This window comes from Dietzia lutea, assembly GCF_003096075.1.
GTDB classification, from domain to species: Bacteria; Actinomycetota; Actinomycetes; order Mycobacteriales; family Mycobacteriaceae; genus Dietzia; species Dietzia lutea.
Map to the genome: position 1 here is coordinate 913232 of NZ_CP015449.1, position 21272 is coordinate 934503.

The following is a 21272-nucleotide window of genomic DNA, read 5'->3' on the forward strand; positions in this document are numbered from 1 at the left end:
GTTGGGTGTCTGAAACAACACCGTCATGCCCTGAGAGGGGTGTGGTTGTTTCTGGTGGCACTGATTCCCGATGCACCTGATGTGGTCTATGGACCGTGGGTGTGGGTGGGGTTGGTGTGTGTTGTTTGAGAACTGCACAGTGGACGCGAGCATCTTTAATTGTTTGTGAATGTAAGTGTGTAAGAGCACACGGTGGATGCCTTGGCACCAAGAGCCGATGAAGGACGTAGTAGGCTGCGATAAGCCTCGGGGAGCTGCCAAACGAGCTGTGATCCGAGGGTGTCCGAATGGGGGAACCCAGCACGCGTGATGGCGTGTTACCCGCATCTGAATACATAGGGTGTGTGGAGGGAACGCGGGGAAGTGAAACATCTCAGTACCCGCAGGAAGAGAAAACAACAGTGATTCCGTCAGTAGCGGCGAGCGAACGCGGAGGAGGCTAAACCGCATGCGTGTGATACCCGGCAGGGGTTGCGTGTGTGGTGTTGTGGGGCGCGATGTCCTTGGTTCTGCCGGACCGGGCGCCGATGACCGTGGGTTAGGGGAACGACTTGGAAGGGTCGGCCGGAGAGGGTGAGAGTCCCGTACCTGAAAACCTTGCGGCGGGGCGATTTGTGTACCCAAGTAGCAGCGGGCCCGTGAAATCTGCTGTGAATCTGCCGGGACCACCCGGTAAGCCTGAATACTCCTTGGTGACCGATAGCGGATTAGTACCGTGAGGGAATGGTGAAAAGTACCCCGGGAGGGGAGTGAAATAGTACCTGAAACCGTGTGCTTACAATCCGTCAGAGGCTTTCGGGCTGATGGCGTGCCTTTTGAAGAATGAGCCTGCGAGTTAGTGGTATGTCGCGAGGTTAACCCGTCGAGGGGAAGCCGTAGCGAAAGCGAGTCCGAATAGGGCGCTTGAGTGGCATGCTCTAGACCCGAAGCGGAGTGATCTACCCATGGCCAGTGTGAAGCGACGGTAAGACGTCGTGGAGGCGCGAACCCACTTAGGTTGAAAACTGAGGGGATGAGTTGTGGGTAGGGGTGAAAGGCCAATCAAACTCCGTGATAGCTGGTTCTCCCCGAAATGCATTTAGGTGCAGCGTCGCATGTTTCACCTCGGAGGTAGAGCTACTGGATGGCCGATGGGCCCTACAAGGTTACTGACGTCAGCCAAACTCCGAATGCCGAGGTGTGAGAGTGCGGCAGTGAGACTGTGGGGGATAAGCTTCATAGTCGAGAGGGAAACAGCCCAGATCGCCGGCTAAGGCCCCTAAGCGTGTACTAAGTGGAAAAGGATGTGGGATCGCTGAGACAGCCAGGAGGTTGGCTTAGAAGCAGCCACCCTTGAAAGAGTGCGTAATAGCTCACTGGTCAAGTGGTCCTGCGCCGACAATGTAGCGGGGCTCAAGTACACCGCCGAAGCCGCGGCACTCACACGTTGAACCTCCTCCGGGCAGGTGTGTGGGTGGGTAGGGGAGCGTCGTGTGGCCATAGAAGCGCCGGAGTGATCCAGGTGTGGAGGCCACACGAGTGAGAATGCAGGCATGAGTAGCGAATGACGAGTGAGAAACTCGTCCGCCGGATGACCAAGGGTTCCTGGGTCAAGCTAATCTGCCCAGGGTGAGTCGGGACCTAAGGCGAGGCCGACAGGCGTAGTCGATGGACAACGGGTTGATATTCCCGTACCCGTGTATGCGCGCCCATGGTGAATCAGTGAGACTAACCGCCCAAAGCCACCTAGACGGTCTTCGGACCGCGTGGTGGGGATGCGCGGGACCTGATCTGGTAGTAGCCAAGCGATGGGGTGACGCAGGAAGGTAGCTGGGCCAGTCAGTGGTTGTACTGGTGTAAGAGTGTAGGCCGTGACATAGGCAAATCCGTGTCACATACAAGGCTGAGACTTGATGCGTACCCGTTGTGGGGAATTCAGTGATCCTATGCTGCCGAGAAAAGCCTCTAGTGAGTTCATACACGGCCCGTACCCCAAACCAACACAGGTGGTCAGGTAGAGAATACCAAGGCGATCGAGAGAACTGTGGTTAAGGAACTCGGCAAAATGCCCCCGTAACTTCGGGAGAAGGGGGACCACGCCCGGTGAACACCTTCGCGGTGGGAGCTGGGGGTGGTCGCAGAGACCAGAGAGAAGCGACTGTTTACTAAAAACACAGGTCCGTGCGAAGACGTAAGTCGATGTATACGGACTGACGCCTGCCCGGTGCTGGAAGGTTAAGAGGACCGGTTAGCCGCAAGGCGAAGCTGAGAATTTAAGCCCCAGTAAACGGCGGTGGTAACTATAACCATCCTAAGGTAGCGAAATTCCTTGTCGGGTAAGTTCCGACCTGCACGAATGGCGTAACGACTTCTCTGCTGTCTCGACCACAGACTCGGCGAAATTGCATTACGAGTAAAGATGCTCGTTACGCGCGGCAGGACGAAAAGACCCCGGGACCTTTACTATAGCTTGGTATTGGCGTTCGATTCGGTTTGTGTAGGATAGGTGGGAGACTGTGAAGCATGCACGCCAGTGTGTGTGGAGTCGTTGTTGAAATACCACTCTGATCGTATTGGACGTCTAACCTCGGCCCATGATCTGGGTTAGGGACAGTGCCTGGTGGGTAGTTTAACTGGGGCGGTTGCCTCCCAAAGAGTAACGGAGGCGCCCAAAGGTTCCCTCAGCCTGGATGGCAATCAGGTGTTGAGTGCAAGTGCACAAGGGAGCTTGACTGTGAGACTGACACGTCGAGCAGGGACGAAAGTCGGGACTAGTGATCCGGCACCGGCATGTGGAAGCGGTGTCGCTCAACGGATAAAAGGTACCCCGGGGATAACAGGCTGATCTTCCCCAAGAGTCCATATCGACGGGATGGTTTGGCACCTCGATGTCGGCTCGTCGCATCCTGGGGCTGGAGTAGGTCCCAAGGGTTGGGCTGTTCGCCCATTAAAGCGGCACGCGAGCTGGGTTTAGAACGTCGTGAGACAGTTCGGTCTCTATCCGCCGCGCGCGTAAGAAACTTGCGGAAGGCTGTCCCTAGTACGAGAGGACCGGGACGGACGAACCTCTGGTGTGCCAGTTGTTCCACCAGGAGCATCGCTGGTTAGCTACGTTCGGAAGGGATAACCGCTGAAAGCATCTAAGCGGGAAGCCTGTTCCAAGATGAGGTTTCTCACCACCTTCGCGTGGTTAAGGCCCCCCACAGACCATGGGGTTGATAGGCCGGAACTGGAAGCGCAGCAATGCGTGCAGGTGACCGGTACTAATCGGCCGAGGACTTACACACAAACAGCTTTTCAAGAATGAACGCGTCCACTGTGCAGTATCTGAAACAACACACCCGCATCACACCGACAACAGGTCGGAAACGATGTGGGCCTTGTTTCGCAGAGTTACGGCGGCCATAGCGGCAGGGAAACGCCCGGTCCCATTCCGAACCCGGAAGCTAAGCCTGCCAGCGCCGATGGTACTGCACTCGCGAGGGTGTGGGAGAGTAGGACACCGCCGAACACAACTTCACAAGCCGGAACCCCCGACCTGAGTTGGACCTCTTGATGGGGTTTCGGGGCCACCGGTGTTCATCGTTGCTGGTCAGCGGAATTCAGGTCGGAGGTTCGGGGCACTAGCCGGGCTGTAGTTTGGGGGTGTGAGCCCGTTCGTGCGGAAGGTGAAGACGTCGTCGGGAGCGACGGCTGTGCAGATCGTGGAGAAGGTCCGCGGTCAGCGCAGGATCTTGGAGCACATCGGATCCGCGCACACCGAGGGCGAGCTGGCGGCGTTGATCGCGGTGGCCAGGGGCGAAATCCACGCCGGTCAACAGTCCCTGGACCTGGGCTTGGGACCGGAGGCGCAAGTTCGTTCCGGCGGGGATGCGGTAGTGCGCCGACACTCCAGCGAACTGCTGTGGCAGACGTTGACCAGCACCTTCGACGCACTCGGGTTCGATGCCGTTGCCGACGAGACGTTCAAGACGCTGGTGTGCGTCCGGCTGGTCGAGCCGACCAGCAAGCTCGATACACCTCGCGTCCTGGACGACATCGGCGTTGATGCTCCGCATCTGTCGAGCATCAAGAGGGCACTGGCTCGTTGCGTCGAACGCGATTACCGTACTGTGCTGGCAACCGCGTGCTGGGAGCATGTCACCGCCGCCGGCGGCCCGGGCGTCGCCCTGGTGCTGTACGACCTGACCACGCTGTACTTCGAGGCCGAGAAGGAAGACGGCCTGCGCAAGGTCGGCATGAGCAAGGAACGCCGCGTCGACCCGCAGATCACCGTCGGTCTGCTGGTGGCCCGGGACGGGTTTCCGCTGGATATTCACGTCTTCGAGGGCAACAAGGCCGAGACGAAGACGTTGATCCCGGTCATCACGGCCTTTCAGCAGCGCCATGACATAGCCGACATGGTTGTCGTCGCCGATGCGGGCATGCTGTCGGCGGCGAACCTCAACGCCCTAGAGGATGCCGGTCTGTCGTTCATCGTCGCCTCCCGCACCTCGAAGGCCCCGAAAGAGCTCGAGGACCACTTCGGCCGCCGTGGCAACGCCATCGATGACGGCGAGGTCGTGGAGCTGACCCGCCCGATGGGCCAAGGTCGGGATCGGCGCGACCGCAGGGCGGTGTGGCACTACAAGTGGCAACGCGCTCAGCGGGATCGCCGCACGCTCAACGCGCAGATCGACCGCGCCCAAAGGGTCGCTGACCGGGCGGAACCGCTGAAGAAGCAGCGATTCGTGAAGGTCACCGGCCAAACCGTCGCCCTGGACGAGGCGCTCATCGAACGAGCCCGACAGTCCGCTGGCTACAAGGGCTACGTCACCAACATCGACCCGAAGACCATGGATGGCCACGCCGTCGTAGCCGCCTATCACGACTTGTGGAAGGTCGAGCAGTCGTTCCGAATGGCCAAATCGGATCTGAAAGCACGGCCGATCTTTCACCGCACCCGCGACTCGATAGAAGCACACCTGACCATCGTCTTCGCGGCCCTCGCGATCGCCCGCCACCTGCAGAACCGCACCGGCATGTCGATCAAGAAAATCGTGCGGATCCTGCGTCGGATCCACACCGTCATCATCGACGTCGACGGCCACGAACTCACCGCCCGAACTCCGCTGGACGACGAGGCCCAAGCCATCACCAGCGCCATTTCAGCGGGGCACTAAGGAGGTCCAACTCAGGCCCGACCCCCACAGGCCGGGGGTTCCCGCCATTTCACCCACCCACCACCACCGGGCCGCCCGCCAAGTGCTTCCGCCGCAGCTCTGTCCTGAGTTGGACCTCTTGATGGGGTTTCGGGGCCACCGGTGTTCATCGTTGCTGGTCAGCGGAATTCAGGTCGGAGGTTCGGGGCACTAGCCGGGCTGTAGTTTGGGGGTGTGAGCCCGTTCGTGCGGAAGGTGAAGACGTCGTCGGGAGCGACGGCTGTGCAGATCGTGGAGAAGGTCCGCGGTCAGCGCAGGATCTTGGAGCACATCGGATCCGCGCACACCGAGGGCGAGCTGGCGGCGTTGATCGCGGTGGCCAGGGGCAAAATCCACGCCGGTCAACAGTCCCTGGACCTGGGCTTGGGACCGGAGGCGCAAGTTCGTTCCGGCGGGGATGCGGTAGTGCGCCGACACTCCAGCGAACTGCTGTGGCAGACGTTGACCAGCACCTTCGACGCACTCGGGTTCGATGCCGTTGCCGACGAGACGTTCAAGACGCTGGTGTGCGTCCGGCTGGTCGAGCCGACCAGCAAGCTCGATACACCTCGCGTCCTGGACGACATCGGCGTTGATGCTCCGCATCTGTCGAGCATCAAGAGGGCACTGGCTCGTTGCGTCGAACGCGATTACCGTACTGTGCTGGCAACCGCGTGCTGGGAGCATGTCACCGCCGCCGGCGGCCCGGGCGTCGCCCTGGTGCTGTACGACCTGACCACGCTGTACTTCGAGGCCGAGAAGGAAGACGGCCTGCGCAAGGTCGGCATGAGCAAGGAACGCCGCGTCGACCCGCAGATCACCGTCGGTCTGCTGGTGGCCCGGGACGGGTTTCCGCTGGATATTCACGTCTTCGAGGGCAACAAGGCCGAGACGAAGACGTTGATCCCGGTCATCACGGCCTTTCAGCAGCGCCATGACATAGCCGACATGGTTGTCGTCGCCGATGCGGGCATGCTGTCGGCGGCGAACCTCAACGCCCTAGAGGATGCCGGTCTGTCGTTCATCGTCGCCTCCCGCACCTCGAAGGCCCCGAAAGAGCTCGAGGACCACTTCGGCCGCCGTGGCAACGCCATCGATGACGGCGAGGTCGTGGAGCTGACCCGCCCGATGGGCCAAGGTCGGGATCGGCGCGACCGCAGGGCGGTGTGGCACTACAAGTGGCAACGCGCTCAGCGGGATCGCCGCACGCTCAACGCGCAGATCGACCGCGCCCAAAGGGTCGCTGACCGGGCGGAACCGCTGAAGAAGCAGCGATTCGTGAAGGTCACCGGCCAAACCGTCGCCCTGGACGAGGCGCTCATCGAACGAGCCCGACAGTCCGCTGGCTACAAGGGCTACGTCACCAACATCGACCCGAAGACCATGGATGGCCACGCCGTCGTAGCCGCCTATCACGACTTGTGGAAGGTCGAGCAGTCGTTCCGAATGGCCAAATCGGATCTGAAAGCACGGCCGATCTTTCACCGCACCCGCGACTCGATAGAAGCACACCTGACCATCGTCTTCGCGGCCCTCGCGATCGCCCGCCACCTGCAGAACCGCACCGGCATGTCGATCAAGAAAATCGTGCGGATCCTGCGTCGGATCCACACCGTCATCATCGACGTCGACGGCCACGAACTCACCGCCCGAACTCCGCTGGACGACGAGGCCCAAGCCATCACCAGCGCCATTTCAGCGGGGCACTAAGGAGGTCCAACTCAGGTCTGTGCCGGGCCGCGCCGAGCGAATGGTGCGGGTCTTTCCGACGGGTTTCCCGGCCCTTCCGGATCCGGAGTGCGTAGGAGGGGCTCGCCGGTGATGAGGTGAGGCACAAGATGTAGGGGGTCCTGGGCGTGTGATGATGACGGTTCCTACACCTGTCAGATCCACCCCCAGGACCCGCCTTGAACGCTACCGCCAGCCTGCTTGCCGACACCATCTGCCGCACCGTCGAGCTTGGGGTGACGATCACCGACGCCGCCGGCGAGTTCACGCACCTGTTCTGCTCGCCGGTGACGCTCGACCCGGCCTGCGGCGAGTGCGGGGGCGGTCGGTCGGCTGCGGGACCACGTCGAGCGGAAGGTGACCGATCTTCCGATCGTCGGCCACCCCACGAGGCTGCACGTGCGGGTACCGCGCTTCACCTGCGACAACAACGGCTGCAGCACCAGGCCAGGATTTTCCAGCAACGCCTGCCCGCGTTGGCCGGGCCTCGGGCCAGGATTACCCGCCGCTGTACCCGCTGGATCCTGCAGCGTCTGGCTATCGACCGCACCAGCGTCTCCGCGATGGCCAAGGCCCTCGGGCTGGGCTGGGATCTCGTCAACGACCTGGCGGTCTCGAAGATCCGCTCCATGGTCTACGACCAGCCCGGCCACTTCGACGGCGTCCGCATTCTCGGGGTCGATGAGCACAAATTCCAAGCACTTCCGCGGGGACGGTTCGTCGTCTTTCGTGACCGTGCTGGTGGACCTCACCCCGGTCGTCGACGGCACCGGTCCGTCTCGCCTGCTGGACATGGTCCCGGGCCGCTCGGCCAAGGTGCTCACTGACTGGCTCGATGCTTGTGACCAGGAGTTTCGAGACCGGATCAAAGTCTCCGACCATGGACGGGTTCGCCGGCTACCACACTGCCGCTGCCAACGCGGTCCCCGAAGCACGCACCGTGATGGGTCCGTTCCACGTGGTGCACCTGGCCGCCGACAAGCTCACCGCGTGCCGCCAGCGCATCCAGCAGTCCACCACCGGGCACCGGGGCCGCACGGGCGATCCGCTGTACGGGATCCGCCGAACGTTGAATACTCGGGCCGAGCTGCTGACCGACAAGCAGAAGGTCCGCCTGTTCAAAGCGTTCACCGCCAACGCTTCGCACGCGGCGGTGGAGGGCACCTACGGCGTCTACCAGCGGCTCATCGCCGCCTACGAGGGCTCGGGCAAGCGGGAGGGCAAGATCGCGATGTACAAGCTCCTGAAATCGATCCGGGCCGGTGTACCGAAAGAACTCCCGGAGCTCGCCCAGCTGGGCTGGTCATTGTGGAAGCGGCACCGCGAGATCCTGGCCTACTTCGACGTAGGTGCTTCTACCGGGCCCGTCGAGACCATCAACGGACGCCTCGAGCACCTCCGCGGAATCGCCCTGGGCTTCCGCAACCTCAAGCACTACATCTTGCGGTCGCTCATTCACTCCGGACAGCTCCAGAACCGGATCAACGCACTCTAAATCCGGAAGCGCCGGCTTTCCCCACAGTCACTGCTAGCGCGAAAAGTGCCTCATCGCTCGACTACCTCGGTCTGTCGCGTCTATACGGAGCGCGCGGTAAGGGTGCTCATTGTCGGATCGTATGGCCGGCGTCGCGCGGCAACTGCCTGATTCTTGGTGCATTTCCAGTGGACGATGCTGCGGCGCTCAGTGAGGTGCTCCTCCGGAGCGGACGCGTGAACGTGGGCGGTGGCTGTCTCATCGGTTAGGAGCTCGGCAAGTAGGGCTGGGCCGAGACGCGACGAGCTGGCCCGGGGTCCTCGAGCTCCCTCTGCACCGCGGCAAGTGGCGTCCCGAAGCCAAGCCGGCACACCTCAGGTGCTGGCCCCGGGTACTCCGTTCGAAGAGGGGCGGCGGCATTCACCCGCCCGCAGGGTCGGTGACGGTCAGTCGGGCTGCACGCTGCCGCCGGTGTATCGGCTCGCATGCCCCGGTGGCGGGCGGCCGCTTAGAACCGTTGGGTCGGCGTCGCCGGTTCACAGTGTCGCTCGGCCACGGTCAGCAACAGCGGCGTGCAGTCGGCGGCTGCCCGGGCGGTTCCAAGCGGGCACGCGGATACTGATCTGTGGTGCCCTGGACCAAAGCGCCGGCGGAGTGGTGCGCCAACACTGCTCTTCGGGTTGAACCTATTGGGCGGGACGGGCCCCATCCTCCAGCAGGAACCGGTGAGATGCCGGGGCAGGAGACGCGAAGCTCGTCGACTGGCGACGACCTCGGGGCGGGCGCACTGGTGCTCAGGCGCCGAAGTCGTGCTCACGCGGCGGGCCGTCCTCTCGGCCGCCCTAGGTGTATCGGGTCAGGGGGACTGGCGCGGGGCACGTAGGCAGCGAGCAGGCTCCTGAACTCGCTCACTCCATGGGTCGGCCGGCAGCCGGCAGCCGGCAACGGGCAAGCGGCAACCGGAAATCGGCAAACGGCTTCCTGCTGTGCGCGAACCTGTTGGCACGCAGGGTCGAAACGGCAGTGCCGGGCCGGGAGAGTCGTTCCCGTACTTACCCGCAAGTGCGGGGCCCGCTCCGACGAGAGCGTCGTTGTCACGGCGCCGCAGCGCTTATCGGTATTCGCAACCCGTCGAAGTCACTCGTACGGGTGTGGAATCGCCTCAGTTCCTCCACCGGCCTCGGCGACAGTTCGGACATCAGGAGGCCGCTTGGGTTCGGTGCGACGGGTTTCGTGCGCGCGCCTTATCGGCAGCGCGGTTCGTGTCTGGCCTCGATCGCTCCACAGGCGCTGCCCATATCGGCGAGACCCGATGATCGCGTCGTGCTTCGGTGCGAGGACCCGCGCAGTCCGGCGTCAGTGAGCGGACAGAGAAGTACTCGAAAGCGTTGGCTGATCAGGTGTAATCCGCGTCCTCAGCGAGCGTCCCTCCATAGCTGACACCGTCGGGCCACGAGGCACTGCGACCGGCGGTGCCGCGCCGAGCGTGAACGGTAAGAGGGCGAACCGTCGTAGTCAGGGGTGGAGGGTGCCCCGCCGGGCTATCCTCGCGATCCTGTGCTGCAGCAGCGACCCGCTGGTACGAGAGCTATGGTCCCGGAATTGAGTCGCCCCCTGCTGAGTACCCAGCGGAGGGCGCTCACTTCGCTACCTCTGGCGAGTTATCCCTAAACCCCGCGGGCGGTCGCTGGCTCCGGCGCGGCGCGTGGCGTCAGTTGGCCCAGTGGCTTCGGGGCGGTGTCGAAGGCCCCGCTGTCGTCGTCCGGCTGCTGATGTAAACGAACGGGTCTGGGGGATCTCGCCGGTGCGGGGCCGACGAGCGTCGAGGCTGTGAGTACCCGGGGAGATGCATGCCGTGAGTCGACGCGACCTCACGGTCATCGCGGTCTGAGAACGCGCGAGCCCTCAGCCCCGCCGGGCTGCTGCGTTGCGGCTACCTGGATTCCGAAGCGATCAGAGGGCCACGCGTAAAGCTTGCCCGAGGTCCCGGACAAGACGCGCTCGGCTCGTTGAGCAACCGGCCTCAGCGAAGTGGGCCGCAGGCGCAGCTGGCCAGATATCCGCCGACTGGGCGTCACTTCCCGAGAAGCCGAACCGTCGAGATTGATACGACTGTCCGCGTACACCTTGATACGTCGGTTTGGGGACAGGTTCATATGTAGGTCGATGTTCGGTGTTCCGTAGTTGTTCGCCGAGGTGGGTGGGCCACCCTTGGAGTCGTCTTCCGGCAAGTTGACGATTTCCGAAGGGTGGCCCACCCCCATGATCCTGGATCAGGAGTCCTGGATGAATATCCGACGTTTCAAACAGCTGCATGCCACCGGCATGACGTACGCCGAGATCGGTCGCGAGTGCGGCTGTGACTGGCGCACGGTACGCAAGTACCTGGCCGAGGATTCCCCGACGGCGCCCCCGTCGGCGCCCTCGCGCAAGGGCACGCAGAAGGTGGCCATCACCGAGGTAATCGCAGCGCTGATCGATGCGATGCTGCGAGCCTGCATCGACCTCAAGGCCACCGTGATCTGCGAGCGTCTCGCCGACGAGCACGACGTGCATGTGCACTATCAGCGGGTCAAAACCTACTGCCGCTCCCGCCGCCCTCAGATCCGCGCCGAGCTCGGCCTCGACGAACCCGGAGCGGGGAGTCTGCACCGGCGCATTGCCACCCTGCCCGGGGCTCAGGCCCAGGTCGACTGGGGCGATGAGGGGGACCTGCTGGGCACCGGCGTGCGCGTCTACTCGTTCCACATGACGCTGTCGTACTCGCGAGATCCGTTCTGCTGCTTCGTGACCTCGATGGATGCCGCGACGTTCTTCGACTGCCACCGGCGGGCCTTCGACCACTTCAGCGGAGTCCCGGCAGCGATCGTCTACGACCGCCTCAAGACCGTGGTGCGCCGCCACGTGGCCCCGGGCAAGGCAGTCCCGGTCACCGCCGCAGCCACCGCGTTCGCCGGCCACTACGGGTACGACATCGATGTGTTGGCCGCCTACCGGCCCACCGGCAAGGGCCGGGTGGAGCGGCAGGTCGATATCGTGCGTGACCACGTCGTGGCCGGTCGCCGGTTCCGCTCGGTCGGCGATGCCGATGCCGCGTTCGCCCGGTGGGTGAAGATCCGCCGCGGCCAAGTCCATCGCACGCACGGGCAAGTCATCGCCGAGGCCGCCGCAACCGATCACGCCGCACTGGGCCCGCTTCCGGCTACGGAGTACGAGATCTTCGATGAGCACGTGCGCACGGTGGGCAAGGACTGTCTGATCTCGTTCGAGTCCGACCACTACTCGGTTCCTGCCTCCCAGGTGACGGCGAGGCAGAAGGTCCTGGTCCGCGCCACAGCCAACCGCATCACAGTCTGCCGCCTGGAGGACCCCGCCCAGGAGCTGGCGGTCCATCGGCGTGGCGGCCGGTCCCACGAGTGGATCATCGACCCCACCCACTGGGACGGCCTGCCCGACGGGGCCGGCCGCGCCGTCTGTCACACCGAGCCCGACCGGGCCGGGGCATCTGCCAGGCCGGAGGAATCGTCCTCGGTGCTGGCGCACTATCTGGCCTCGATGGACCCGGTTCCCGATATCCGGCGGCCGTTGGCGTCCTACGAGCTGATGGCGAGTGAGGCGTCGTGAGCGAGTTCGTCATCAGTCGGATCACTGCCGCCGCGCAGCGGCTCAAGCTGCCGCACATGGCCGCCAGCGCCGCTGACGCCGCGACCCGAGCCGAGCAGTCGCAACTGGGCTACCTGGACTTTCTCGACCAGCTGCTCGAGGAGGAGGTCACCCACCGGGAGTCGGGCCGGTTCCGCAACGCGCTCAAGCTCTCCGGGCTGCCTCACCACAAGACCTTGGAAGACTTCGACTTCGCGTTCCAACCTGGCGTCGATGCCAGGCGCTTGAAGGATCTCGCGGCGATGGAGTTCGTCGAACGCAAAGCCAACATCGCTCTGCTCGGCCCGCCCGGCGTGGGCAAGACCCACATCGCCGTGGCACTGGCAGTGACTGCATGCCGGGCCGGTCACTCGATCTACTACACCACCCTCGACGACCTGGTCCGCAAGCTGCGCAAGGCCGACAGCCTCGGCACCCTGCCCAAGCAACTCTCCAGCCTGGCCCGACCGTCACTGCTGGTCATTGACGAAGTCGGCTATCTCCCACTCAACCGCGCAGAGGCCAACATGTTCTTCCAGCTGGTCTCACGCCGCTACGAGAAGGGCTCGACGATCATCACCAGCAACAAAACCTTCGCCGAATGGGGCACTGTCCTGGGAGACGAGGTCCTGGCCACCGCCATCCTGGACCGGTTCCTGCACCACTGCGAGGTCATCGCCATCAACGGTCCGTCCTACCGGCTCAAAGACCGGGCAGACCTTGTCAGCACCGCCGAAGAACCGGCACCATAAACCCCAGCCGGACACCGACACGTGAGCTTGTACGCCGCACGACACGTCACCCTGTACGCGGACAACGACCTTGTATCGGCCGAGTTGTGGACGTCCCGGCCCAGTCGTGGACCTCGTGATCGGACCGCACGTGGAAGACGTCACGGCACCTCCGTCCGTGACAGGGCCCTCCTCGCGGACTTGTCGCGGTTCTCCAGCCCAGCAGCCGACCAACGGATCTGGGATGGCGGGAGCCATCGAGCTTCCGAGCGCGGCCAGTACTTCGCTCCATCGCCAACTGGTGACCCTACGTCGGAAAGTCCCGGTCGACGCGAGGGCGAAGACGCAAGTGGGCGGGAGACGCTGGCATTCGCGCGCAGCCCGACGTACGACGGAGGCGCGACGCCACGAGAGGAGCTCACCGTGGACTCACCGGTGCGTTTCCCATGCCGAGCCGACCTGGTGAGTCACGAGGCCGAACGAATGAGGGCCGTTGAGAAGGCTCGAGGTGGAGTCGCCACCGGGAGGAAGGGTGGAAAGAGTAGCTCCGCCGAAAGTCCCCGCCGACACCTCTACGTCGACTCGATAAAATTAGCCGCGTACCGGTTGACAGCGATCAGCGCCTGACCAGGCAAAAGACGCGGGATTTGGTTTTAGGGACAGGCCCGTGTAACTTTATCGGAGCCGCCAGGGAGCGGGGCCGGAACGACAAGAACCGGCCCGGCGAGCAGGTGGCGGGCCAGAGTGGGAAGTGGTCCACCCGGTTTGACTGGGGTGGGTTGGTGACTTACTCTGGAGGAGTTGCCCCGAAAGGGCGAGACTACCCCGCGAGATGGTGGCTGAGGCTGCTGGGGAGCGGTGTGTGGGTGTTGTTTGAGAACTCAACAGTGTGTTTTGTTTGTGATAGTGCCAAATTTTTTGTTTGGTTGCGACCCTTTCACATCCCTGTCGTGGGGGTCGCGTTTTTTTGAAACAGCCAGTTTTGGGTTGTTTTGTTGCTTGGATTGTGCTTTTCGTAGTGCTGAGAAGCTTTTATGGAGAGTTTGATCCTGGCTCAGGACGAACGCTGGCGGCGTGCTTAACACATGCAAGTCGAACGGTAAGGCCCTTCGGGGTACACGAGTGGCGAACGGGTGAGTAACACGTGGGTAATCTGCCCTGCACTTCGGGATAAGCCTGGGAAACCGGGTCTAATACCGGATATTCAACTCTTGCCGCATGGTGGGTGTTGGAAAGTTTTTCGGTGCAGGATGAGCCCGCGGCCTATCAGCTTGTTGGTGGGGTAATGGCCTACCAAGGCGACGACGGGTAGCCGGCCTGAGAGGGTGATCGGCCACACTGGGACTGAGACACGGCCCAGACTCCTACGGGAGGCAGCAGTGGGGAATATTGCACAATGGGCGAAAGCCTGATGCAGCGACGCCGCGTGGGGGATGACGGTCTTCGGATTGTAAACCCCTTTCAGTAGGGACGAAGCGCAAGTGACGGTACCTGCAGAAGAAGCACCGGCCAACTACGTGCCAGCAGCCGCGGTAATACGTAGGGTGCGAGCGTTGTCCGGAATTACTGGGCGTAAAGAGCTCGTAGGCGGTTTGTCACGTCGTCTGTGAAATCCTCCAGCTTAACTGGGGGCGTGCAGGCGATACGGGCAGACTTGAGTACTACAGGGGAGACTGGAATTCCTGGTGTAGCGGTGAAATGCGCAGATATCAGGAGGAACACCGGTGGCGAAGGCGGGTCTCTGGGTAGTAACTGACGCTGAGGAGCGAAAGCATGGGTAGCGAACAGGATTAGATACCCTGGTAGTCCATGCCGTAAACGGTGGGCGCTAGGTGTGGGGTCCTTCCACGGATTCCGTGCCGTAGCTAACGCATTAAGCGCCCCGCCTGGGGAGTACGGCCGCAAGGCTAAAACTCAAAGGAATTGACGGGGGCCCGCACAAGCGGCGGAGCATGTGGATTAATTCGATGCAACGCGAAGAACCTTACCTAGGCTTGACATATACAGGACGACGGCAGAGATGTCGTTTCCCTTGTGGCTTGTATACAGGTGGTGCATGGTTGTCGTCAGCTCGTGTCGTGAGATGTTGGGTTAAGTCCCGCAACGAGCGCAACCCCTGTCTCATGTTGCCAGCACGTTATGGTGGGGACTCGTGAGAGACTGCCGGGGTCAACTCGGAGGAAGGTGGGGATGACGTCAAATCATCATGCCCCTTATGTCTAGGGCTTCACACATGCTACAATGGCTAGTACAGAGGGCTGCGATACCGTGAGGTGGAGCGAATCCCTTAAAGCTGGTCTCAGTTCGGATTGGGGTCTGCAACTCGACCCCATGAAGTCGGAGTCGCTAGTAATCGCAGATCAGCAACGCTGCGGTGAATACGTTCCCGGGCCTTGTACACACCGCCCGTCACGTCATGAAAGTCGGTAACACCCGAAGCCGGTGGCCTAACCCCCTTGTGGGGAGGGAGCCGTCGAAGGTGGGATCGGCGATTGGGACGAAGTCGTAACAAGGTAGCCGTACCGGAAGGTGCGGCTGGATCACCTCCTTTCTAAGGAGCACTCACCACCACGGTTGTGGTGGTCAGAGTCTGGTGCCGGCCTGCGGTCCCGAATGTGGATCGGGTCGGCCGCTCAATTGGGTGGAACACTATCGCTTAAGGACCCGCCTGGATCCGATCCGGTGAGCTCAGGGCTCACTCGGTGTCGGGGAGTGGGTGTCCGGGACGAAACACACTGTTGGGTGTCTGAAACAACACCGTCATGCCCTGAGAGGGGTGTGGTTGTTTCTGGTGGCACTGATTCCCGATGCACCTGATGTGGTCTATGGACCGTGGGTGTGGGTGGGGTTGGTGTGTGTTGTTTGAGAACTGCACAGTGGACGCGAGCATCTTTAATTGTTTGTGAATGTAAGTGTGTAAGAGCACACGGTGGATGCCTTGGCACCAAGAGCCGATGAAGGACGTAGTAGGCTGCGATAAGCCTCGGGGAGCTGCCAAACGAGCTGTGATCCGAGGGTGTCCGAATGGGGGAACCCAGCACGCGTGATGGCGTGTTACCCGCATCTGAATACATAGGGTGTGTGGAGGGAACGCGGGGAAGTGAAACATCTCAGTACCCGCAGGAAGAGAAAACAACAGTGATTCCGTCAGTAGCGGCGAGCGAACGCGGAGGAGGCTAAACCGCATGCGTGTGATACCCGGCAGGGGTTGCGTGTGTGGTGTTGTGGGGCGCGATGTCCTTGGCTCTGCCGGACCGGGCGCCGATGACCGTGGGTTAGGGGAACGACTTGGAAGGGTCGGCCGGAGAGGGTGAGAGTCCCGTACCTGAAAACCTTGCGGCGGGGCGATTTGTGTACCCAAGTAGCAGCGGGCCCGTGAAATCTGCTGTGAATCTGCCGGGACCACCCGGTAAGCCTGAATACTCCTTGGTGACCGATAGCGGATTAGTACCGTGAGGGAATGGTGAAAAGTACCCCGGGAGGGGAGTGAAATAGTACCTGAAACCGTGTGCTTACAATCCGTCAGAGGCTTTCGGGCTGATGGCGTGCCTTTTGAAGAATGAGCCTGCGAGTTAGTGGTATGTCGCGAGGTTAACCCGTCGAGGGGAAGCCGTAGCGAAAGCGAGTCCGAATAGGGCGCTTGAGTGGCATGCTCTAGACCCGAAGCGGAGTGATCTACCCATGGCCAGTGTGAAGCGACGGTAAGACGTCGTGGAGGCGCGAACCCACTTAGGTTGAAAACTGAGGGGATGAGTTGTGGGTAGGGGTGAAAGGCCAATCAAACTCCGTGATAGCTGGTTCTCCCCGAAATGCATTTAGGTGCAGCGTCGCATGTTTCACCTCGGAGGTAGAGCTACTGGATGGCCGATGGGCCCTACAAGGTTACTGACGTCAGCCAAACTCCGAATGCCGAGGTGTGAGAGTGCGGCAGTGAGACTGTGGGGGATAAGCTTCATAGTCGAGAGGGAAACAGCCCAGATCGCCGGCTAAGGCCCCTAAGCGTGTACTAAGTGGAAAAGGATGTGGGATCGCTGAGACAGCCAGGAGGTTGGCTTAGAAGCAGCCACCCTTGAAAGAGTGCGTAATAGCTCACTGGTCAAGTGGTCCTGCGCCGACAATGTAGCGGGGCTCAAGTACACCGCCGAAGCCGCGGCACTCACACGTTGAACCTCCTCCGGGCAGGTGTGTGGGTGGGTAGGGGAGCGTCGTGTGGCCATAGAAGCGCCGGAGTGATCCAGGTGTGGAGGCCACACGAGTGAGAATGCAGGCATGAGTAGCGAATGACGAGTGAGAAACTCGTCCGCCGGATGACCAAGGGTTCCTGGGTCAAGCTAATCTGCCCAGGGTGAGTCGGGACCTAAGGCGAGGCCGACAGGCGTAGTCGATGGACAACGGGTTGATATTCCCGTACCCGTGTATGCGCGCCCATGGTGAATCAGTGAGACTAACCGCCCAAAGCCACCTAGACGGTCTTCGGACCGCGTGGTGGGGATGCGCGGGACCTGATCTGGTAGTAGCCAAGCGATGGGGTGACGCAGGAAGGTAGCTGGGCCAGTCAGTGGTTGTACTGGTGTAAGAGTGTAGGCCGTGACATAGGCAAATCCGTGTCACATACAAGGCTGAGACTTGATGCGTACCCGTTGTGGGGAATTCAGTGATCCTATGCTGCCGAGAAAAGCCTCTAGTGAGTTCATACACGGCCCGTACCCCAAACCAACACAGGTGGTCAGGTAGAGAATACCAAGGCGATCGAGAGAACTGTGGTTAAGGAACTCGGCAAAATGCCCCCGTAACTTCGGGAGAAGGGGGACCACGCTCGGTGAACACCTTCGCGGTGGGAGCTGGGGGTGGTCGCAGAGACCAGAGAGAAGCGACTGTTTACTAAAAACACAGGTCCGTGCGAAGACGTAAGTCGATGTATACGGACTGACGCCTGCCCGGTGCTGGAAGGTTAAGAGGACCGGTTAGCCGCAAGGCGAAGCTGAGAATTTAAGCCCCAGTAAACGGCGGTGGTAACTATAACCATCCTAAGGTAGCGAAATTCCTTGTCGGGTAAGTTCCGACCTGCACGAATGGCGTAACGACTTCTCTGCTGTCTCGACCACAGACTCGGCGAAATTGCATTACGAGTAAAGATGCTCGTTACGCGCGGCAGGACGAAAAGACCCCGGGACCTTTACTATAGCTTGGTATTGGCGTTCGATTCGGTTTGTGTAGGATAGGTGGGAGACTGTGAAGCATGCACGCCAGTGTGTGTGGAGTCGTTGTTGAAATACCACTCTGATCGTATTGGACGTCTAACCTCGGCCCATGATCTGGGTTAGGGACAGTGCCTGGTGGGTAGTTTAACTGGGGCGGTTGCCTCCCAAAGAGTAACGGAGGCGCCCAAAGGTTCCCTCAGCCTGGATGGCAATCAGGTGTTGAGTGCAAGTGCACAAGGGAGCTTGACTGTGAGACTGACACGTCGAGCAGGGACGAAAGTCGGGACTAGTGATCCGGCACCGGCATGTGGAAGCGGTGTCGCTCAACGGATAAAAGGTACCCCGGGGATAACAGGCTGATCTTCCCCAAGAGTCCATATCGACGGGATGGTTTGGCACCTCGATGTCGGCTCGTCGCATCCTGGGGCTGGAGTAGGTCCCAAGGGTTGGGCTGTTCGCCCATTAAAGCGGCACGCGAGCTGGGTTTAGAACGTCGTGAGACAGTTCGGTCTCTATCCGCCGCGCGCGTAAGAAACTTGCGGAAGGCTGTCCCTAGTACGAGAGGACCGGGACGGACGAACCTCTGGTGTGCCAGTTGTTCCACCAGGAGCATCGCTGGTTAGCTACGTTCGGAAGGGATAACCGCTGAAAGCATCTAAGCGGGAAGCCTGTTCCAAGATGAGGTTTCTCACCACCTTCGCGTGGTTAAGGCCCCCCACAGACCATGGGGTTGATAGGCCGGAACTGGAAGCGCAGCAATGCGTGCAGGTGACCGGTACTAATCGGCCGAGGACTTACACACAAACAGCTTTTCAAGAATGAACGCGTCCACTGTGCAGTATCTGAAACAACACACCCGCATCACACCGACAACAGTCGGAAACGATGTGGGCCTTGTTTCGCAGAGTTACGGCGGCCATAGCGGCAGGGAAACGCCCGGTCCCATTCCGAACCCGGAAGCTAAGCCTGCCAGCGCCGATGGTACTGCACTCGCGAGGGTGTGGGAGAGTAGGACACCGCCGAACACAACTTCACAAGCCGGAACCCCCGACCCCCACAGGCCGGGGGTTCCCGCCATTTCACCCACCCACCACCACAGACATCACGCGACGCGCCAACGCCGAATCCACGAGCTGCTCGAGGCTCACCAAGCCGCCATCGGCGTCCGTCAGAGGCACACGCCAATTCGGATACTCGTCCGACGTACCCGGCATGTTCACCGGGCGGCGATCACCCACCAGATCCGACACCGACACCGCCACGAGCAACGACGGCGCAGGCGCCACGAATCGGTGCAACGCCACCACTAGATCCTCAGGGGAATTGCCCTCGAGGAGACCCCGGTCGCGGACCTCCTTCCGGAACGCCTCGATCTCGGCCGCCGCGGACCGACGCTCCTCCTCGACGTCACCGGTGAGCTGCCCGAGCTCCTCGCGAACATCCACGTGGACGAGATCGACGTAGCCGGCCGTCGGGGGGAGGTCATGCGTCGTCACCGACGCCATACACAGGCGGCGGTACTGCTCGGGCGGAACGGGCTCGTCGTCACGCTTCTCGAACCACATCACCGAGGTACCCAGCACCCCGAGCTCGGACAAGGTCTCCCGGACCCCCGGGGCCACCGTGCCCAGGTCCTCACCGACCACCACGGCGCCGGCACGGGTGGCCTCCAACGCGAGCACACCGAGCATGGCCTCATGGTCGTACCGGACGTACGTCCCCTCGGTGGGCGATGCGCCCTCGGGAATCCACCACAGCCGGAAGAGCCCGAGAATGTGGTCGATACGCACCCCGCCGGAATCGCGGAGCGCGGCGCGAACGATGTCGCGGAACGGCGCGTAACCCTCCTCCGCGAGAGCATCCGGTCGCAACGGCGGCTGCGACCAGTCCTGCCCCAGCTGGTTGTATGCATCCGGCGGCGCGCCCACCGAGACCCCGCGGGCGAGCGACCGGTTCAAGGACCACGCATCCGCCCCGGTCGGATGCACACCGACCGCCAGATCATGAAGGACGCCCAGCCGCATACCGGCTCCGACCGCCTCCTTCTGCGCATGCCCCCGTTGCTGCGAGACCTGCCACTGCAACCACTCATGGAAACGCACCTCATCCGCGTGCTCGGTGGCGTAGCGCTCGACGGACTCCGAGTCCGGATCCCTCAGCTCCTCCGGCCATCCGGACCAGTCCGGCCCGTGCTCACCGGCCAATGCGCTCCATGTGGCGAACCCCCTCAGCCCCGGCTGTCCGCCCACGAACCGGTCGAACGACTCAGAACGTCTCGGCGAGAGCGGAACGGCGAAAAGGAGGCGCAACGCCTCGAGCTTCGCGGACCACGACGCGTCCCGGTCGATGGTGTCCTTCTCGTTGGATTCCGCTGCCTCCCGCGCCAGCGCATCGACCCGCGCGCGAGCGGCGGCGGGTAGCTCCGCATACTCCGGTACCAGCTCCGGGCGCAGGTACAGGGGAGAGGCGAAGCGGCGGGTCGTCGGCAGGTACGGCGACGGCCCGACCGGCGGGAACGGCTCGCCGGCGTGCATCGGATTGACCAAGACGAAATCCGCGCCCGTCTCCCGGCCGGCCCAGCCGCAGAGGACGCCGAGGTCGGCGAGATCCCCCACGCCCCACGACTTCTCCGAACGCACCTGATAGATCTGCGCGGCCAGGCCGACTGCCCTGCGTTCTCCCAGACCGCGGGGGACCGGGATCGTCGGCGGATAGACCAGCAGTGTGCACTCACACGACTCCGGCTCGCGGTCCGGTACCTCCACCACGGCCGAGACGCGATGCCACCCGGCGGGCAGCGCGGCCGGCACCTGGAGCGTCACCCGTTCGACTGTGACGCCGTCGACCTCACGGGCCGCCCGCGGCTCATCGAGGGGGAGCAGGGTCACCGGGACATCGGTGTCCTCGAGCAGGACCGAGACGGTCACCTTCGCGCCGTGCGGGACATGGACCGGGCACCCTATGGCGGTGCCCTGACGTGCCACCAGGGACGGCGGCAGCACACGCCGCCAGGGGCGCACGCGAACGGCCTCCAGGGCCTCGTGCTCCGAGACGCCGAGCTCGTCGTCGTCGTCGACAGCGACCGGTACGCCCATCGCGGCGAGCACCGCACGCACCGTCCGGGCGGAGATCTCCCGGCGCACGCCCTGCGCGTCGTCGTAACTCGTGGCGACCCCGCACACCTCGGCGAGTTCGGCCAGGACAGGGGAGACGATGTCATTCGCAGTCACGCGCTCCACTGTGCCATCGGCCGCGTCGTCGACGCGCCGGTCGACGGAAACGGACCACACTCCGCGAAACCGGGCCGCACCACGTAGCCTGACGGGACACGAACCTG

The 21272-nt window shown here is 62.5% G+C and carries 5 protein-coding genes, 5 rRNA genes and 1 pseudogene; 10 read left to right on the forward strand and 1 reads right to left on the reverse strand.

Annotated elements, in window-relative coordinates; all coding sequences use genetic code 11:
• The first annotated feature begins 169 nt into the window (after nt 1–169).
• The 10 genes and pseudogenes from A6035_RS04155 to rrf (A6035_RS04200) all read left to right on the forward strand — a co-directional run bounded on the left by A6035_RS04155 (nt 170) and on the right by rrf (A6035_RS04200) (nt 18960).
• Nucleotides 170–3266, forward strand: a 23S ribosomal RNA gene (locus A6035_RS04155).
• Between the two features lie 107 nt (nt 3267–3373).
• Nucleotides 3374–3490 (forward strand): 5S ribosomal RNA (gene rrf, locus A6035_RS04160).
• 136 nt (nt 3491–3626) lie between these two features.
• The gene (locus tag A6035_RS04165; protein ID WP_244192532.1) at nt 3627–5141 is read left to right on the forward strand and encodes an IS1634 family transposase; all 1515 of its coding nucleotides are present in this window, start codon (nt 3627–3629) and stop codon (nt 5139–5141) included.
• 213 nt (nt 5142–5354) lie between these two features.
• Nucleotides 5355–6869: an IS1634 family transposase gene (locus A6035_RS04170; RefSeq protein WP_244192484.1), complete on the forward strand. Its 1515-nt coding sequence runs from the start codon at nt 5355–5357 to the stop codon at nt 6867–6869.
• 197 nt (nt 6870–7066) lie between these two features.
• Nucleotides 7067–8382 (forward strand): annotated as a pseudogene (locus A6035_RS04175) (ISL3 family transposase).
• A 2265-nt stretch (nt 8383–10647) separates the two neighbouring features.
• Nucleotides 10648–11985 (forward strand): IS21 family transposase, encoded by a 1338-nt coding sequence (gene istA, locus A6035_RS04180; protein WP_108846178.1) that lies wholly within the window; start codon nt 10648–10650, stop codon nt 11983–11985.
• Nucleotides 11982–12755 carry an IS21-like element helper ATPase IstB gene (istB, locus tag A6035_RS04185; RefSeq protein ID WP_162533965.1) on the forward strand — a complete coding sequence of 258 codons (774 nt, stop codon included), beginning with the start codon at nt 11982–11984 and terminating at the stop codon, nt 12753–12755. The genes istA and istB overlap by 4 nt, the downstream gene beginning before the upstream one ends.
• Before the next feature lie 1010 nt (nt 12756–13765).
• Nucleotides 13766–15285 (forward strand): 16S ribosomal RNA (locus A6035_RS04190).
• Between the two features lie 355 nt (nt 15286–15640).
• A 23S ribosomal RNA gene (locus A6035_RS04195) occupies nt 15641–18737 on the forward strand.
• Between the two features lie 106 nt (nt 18738–18843).
• Nucleotides 18844–18960: ribosomal RNA gene (gene rrf / locus A6035_RS04200) — 5S ribosomal RNA — on the forward strand.
• Together the 16S, 23S and 5S rRNA genes form the textbook arrangement of a ribosomal RNA operon.
• 54 nt (nt 18961–19014) lie before the next feature.
• Here the strand turns inward: rrf (A6035_RS04200) and malQ are convergent.
• Entirely contained in the window at nt 19015–21165 is a 2151-nt protein-coding gene (gene malQ / locus A6035_RS04205) for a 4-alpha-glucanotransferase (protein WP_235026672.1), read from the reverse strand.
• Nucleotides 21166–21272: the final 107 nt, after the last annotated feature.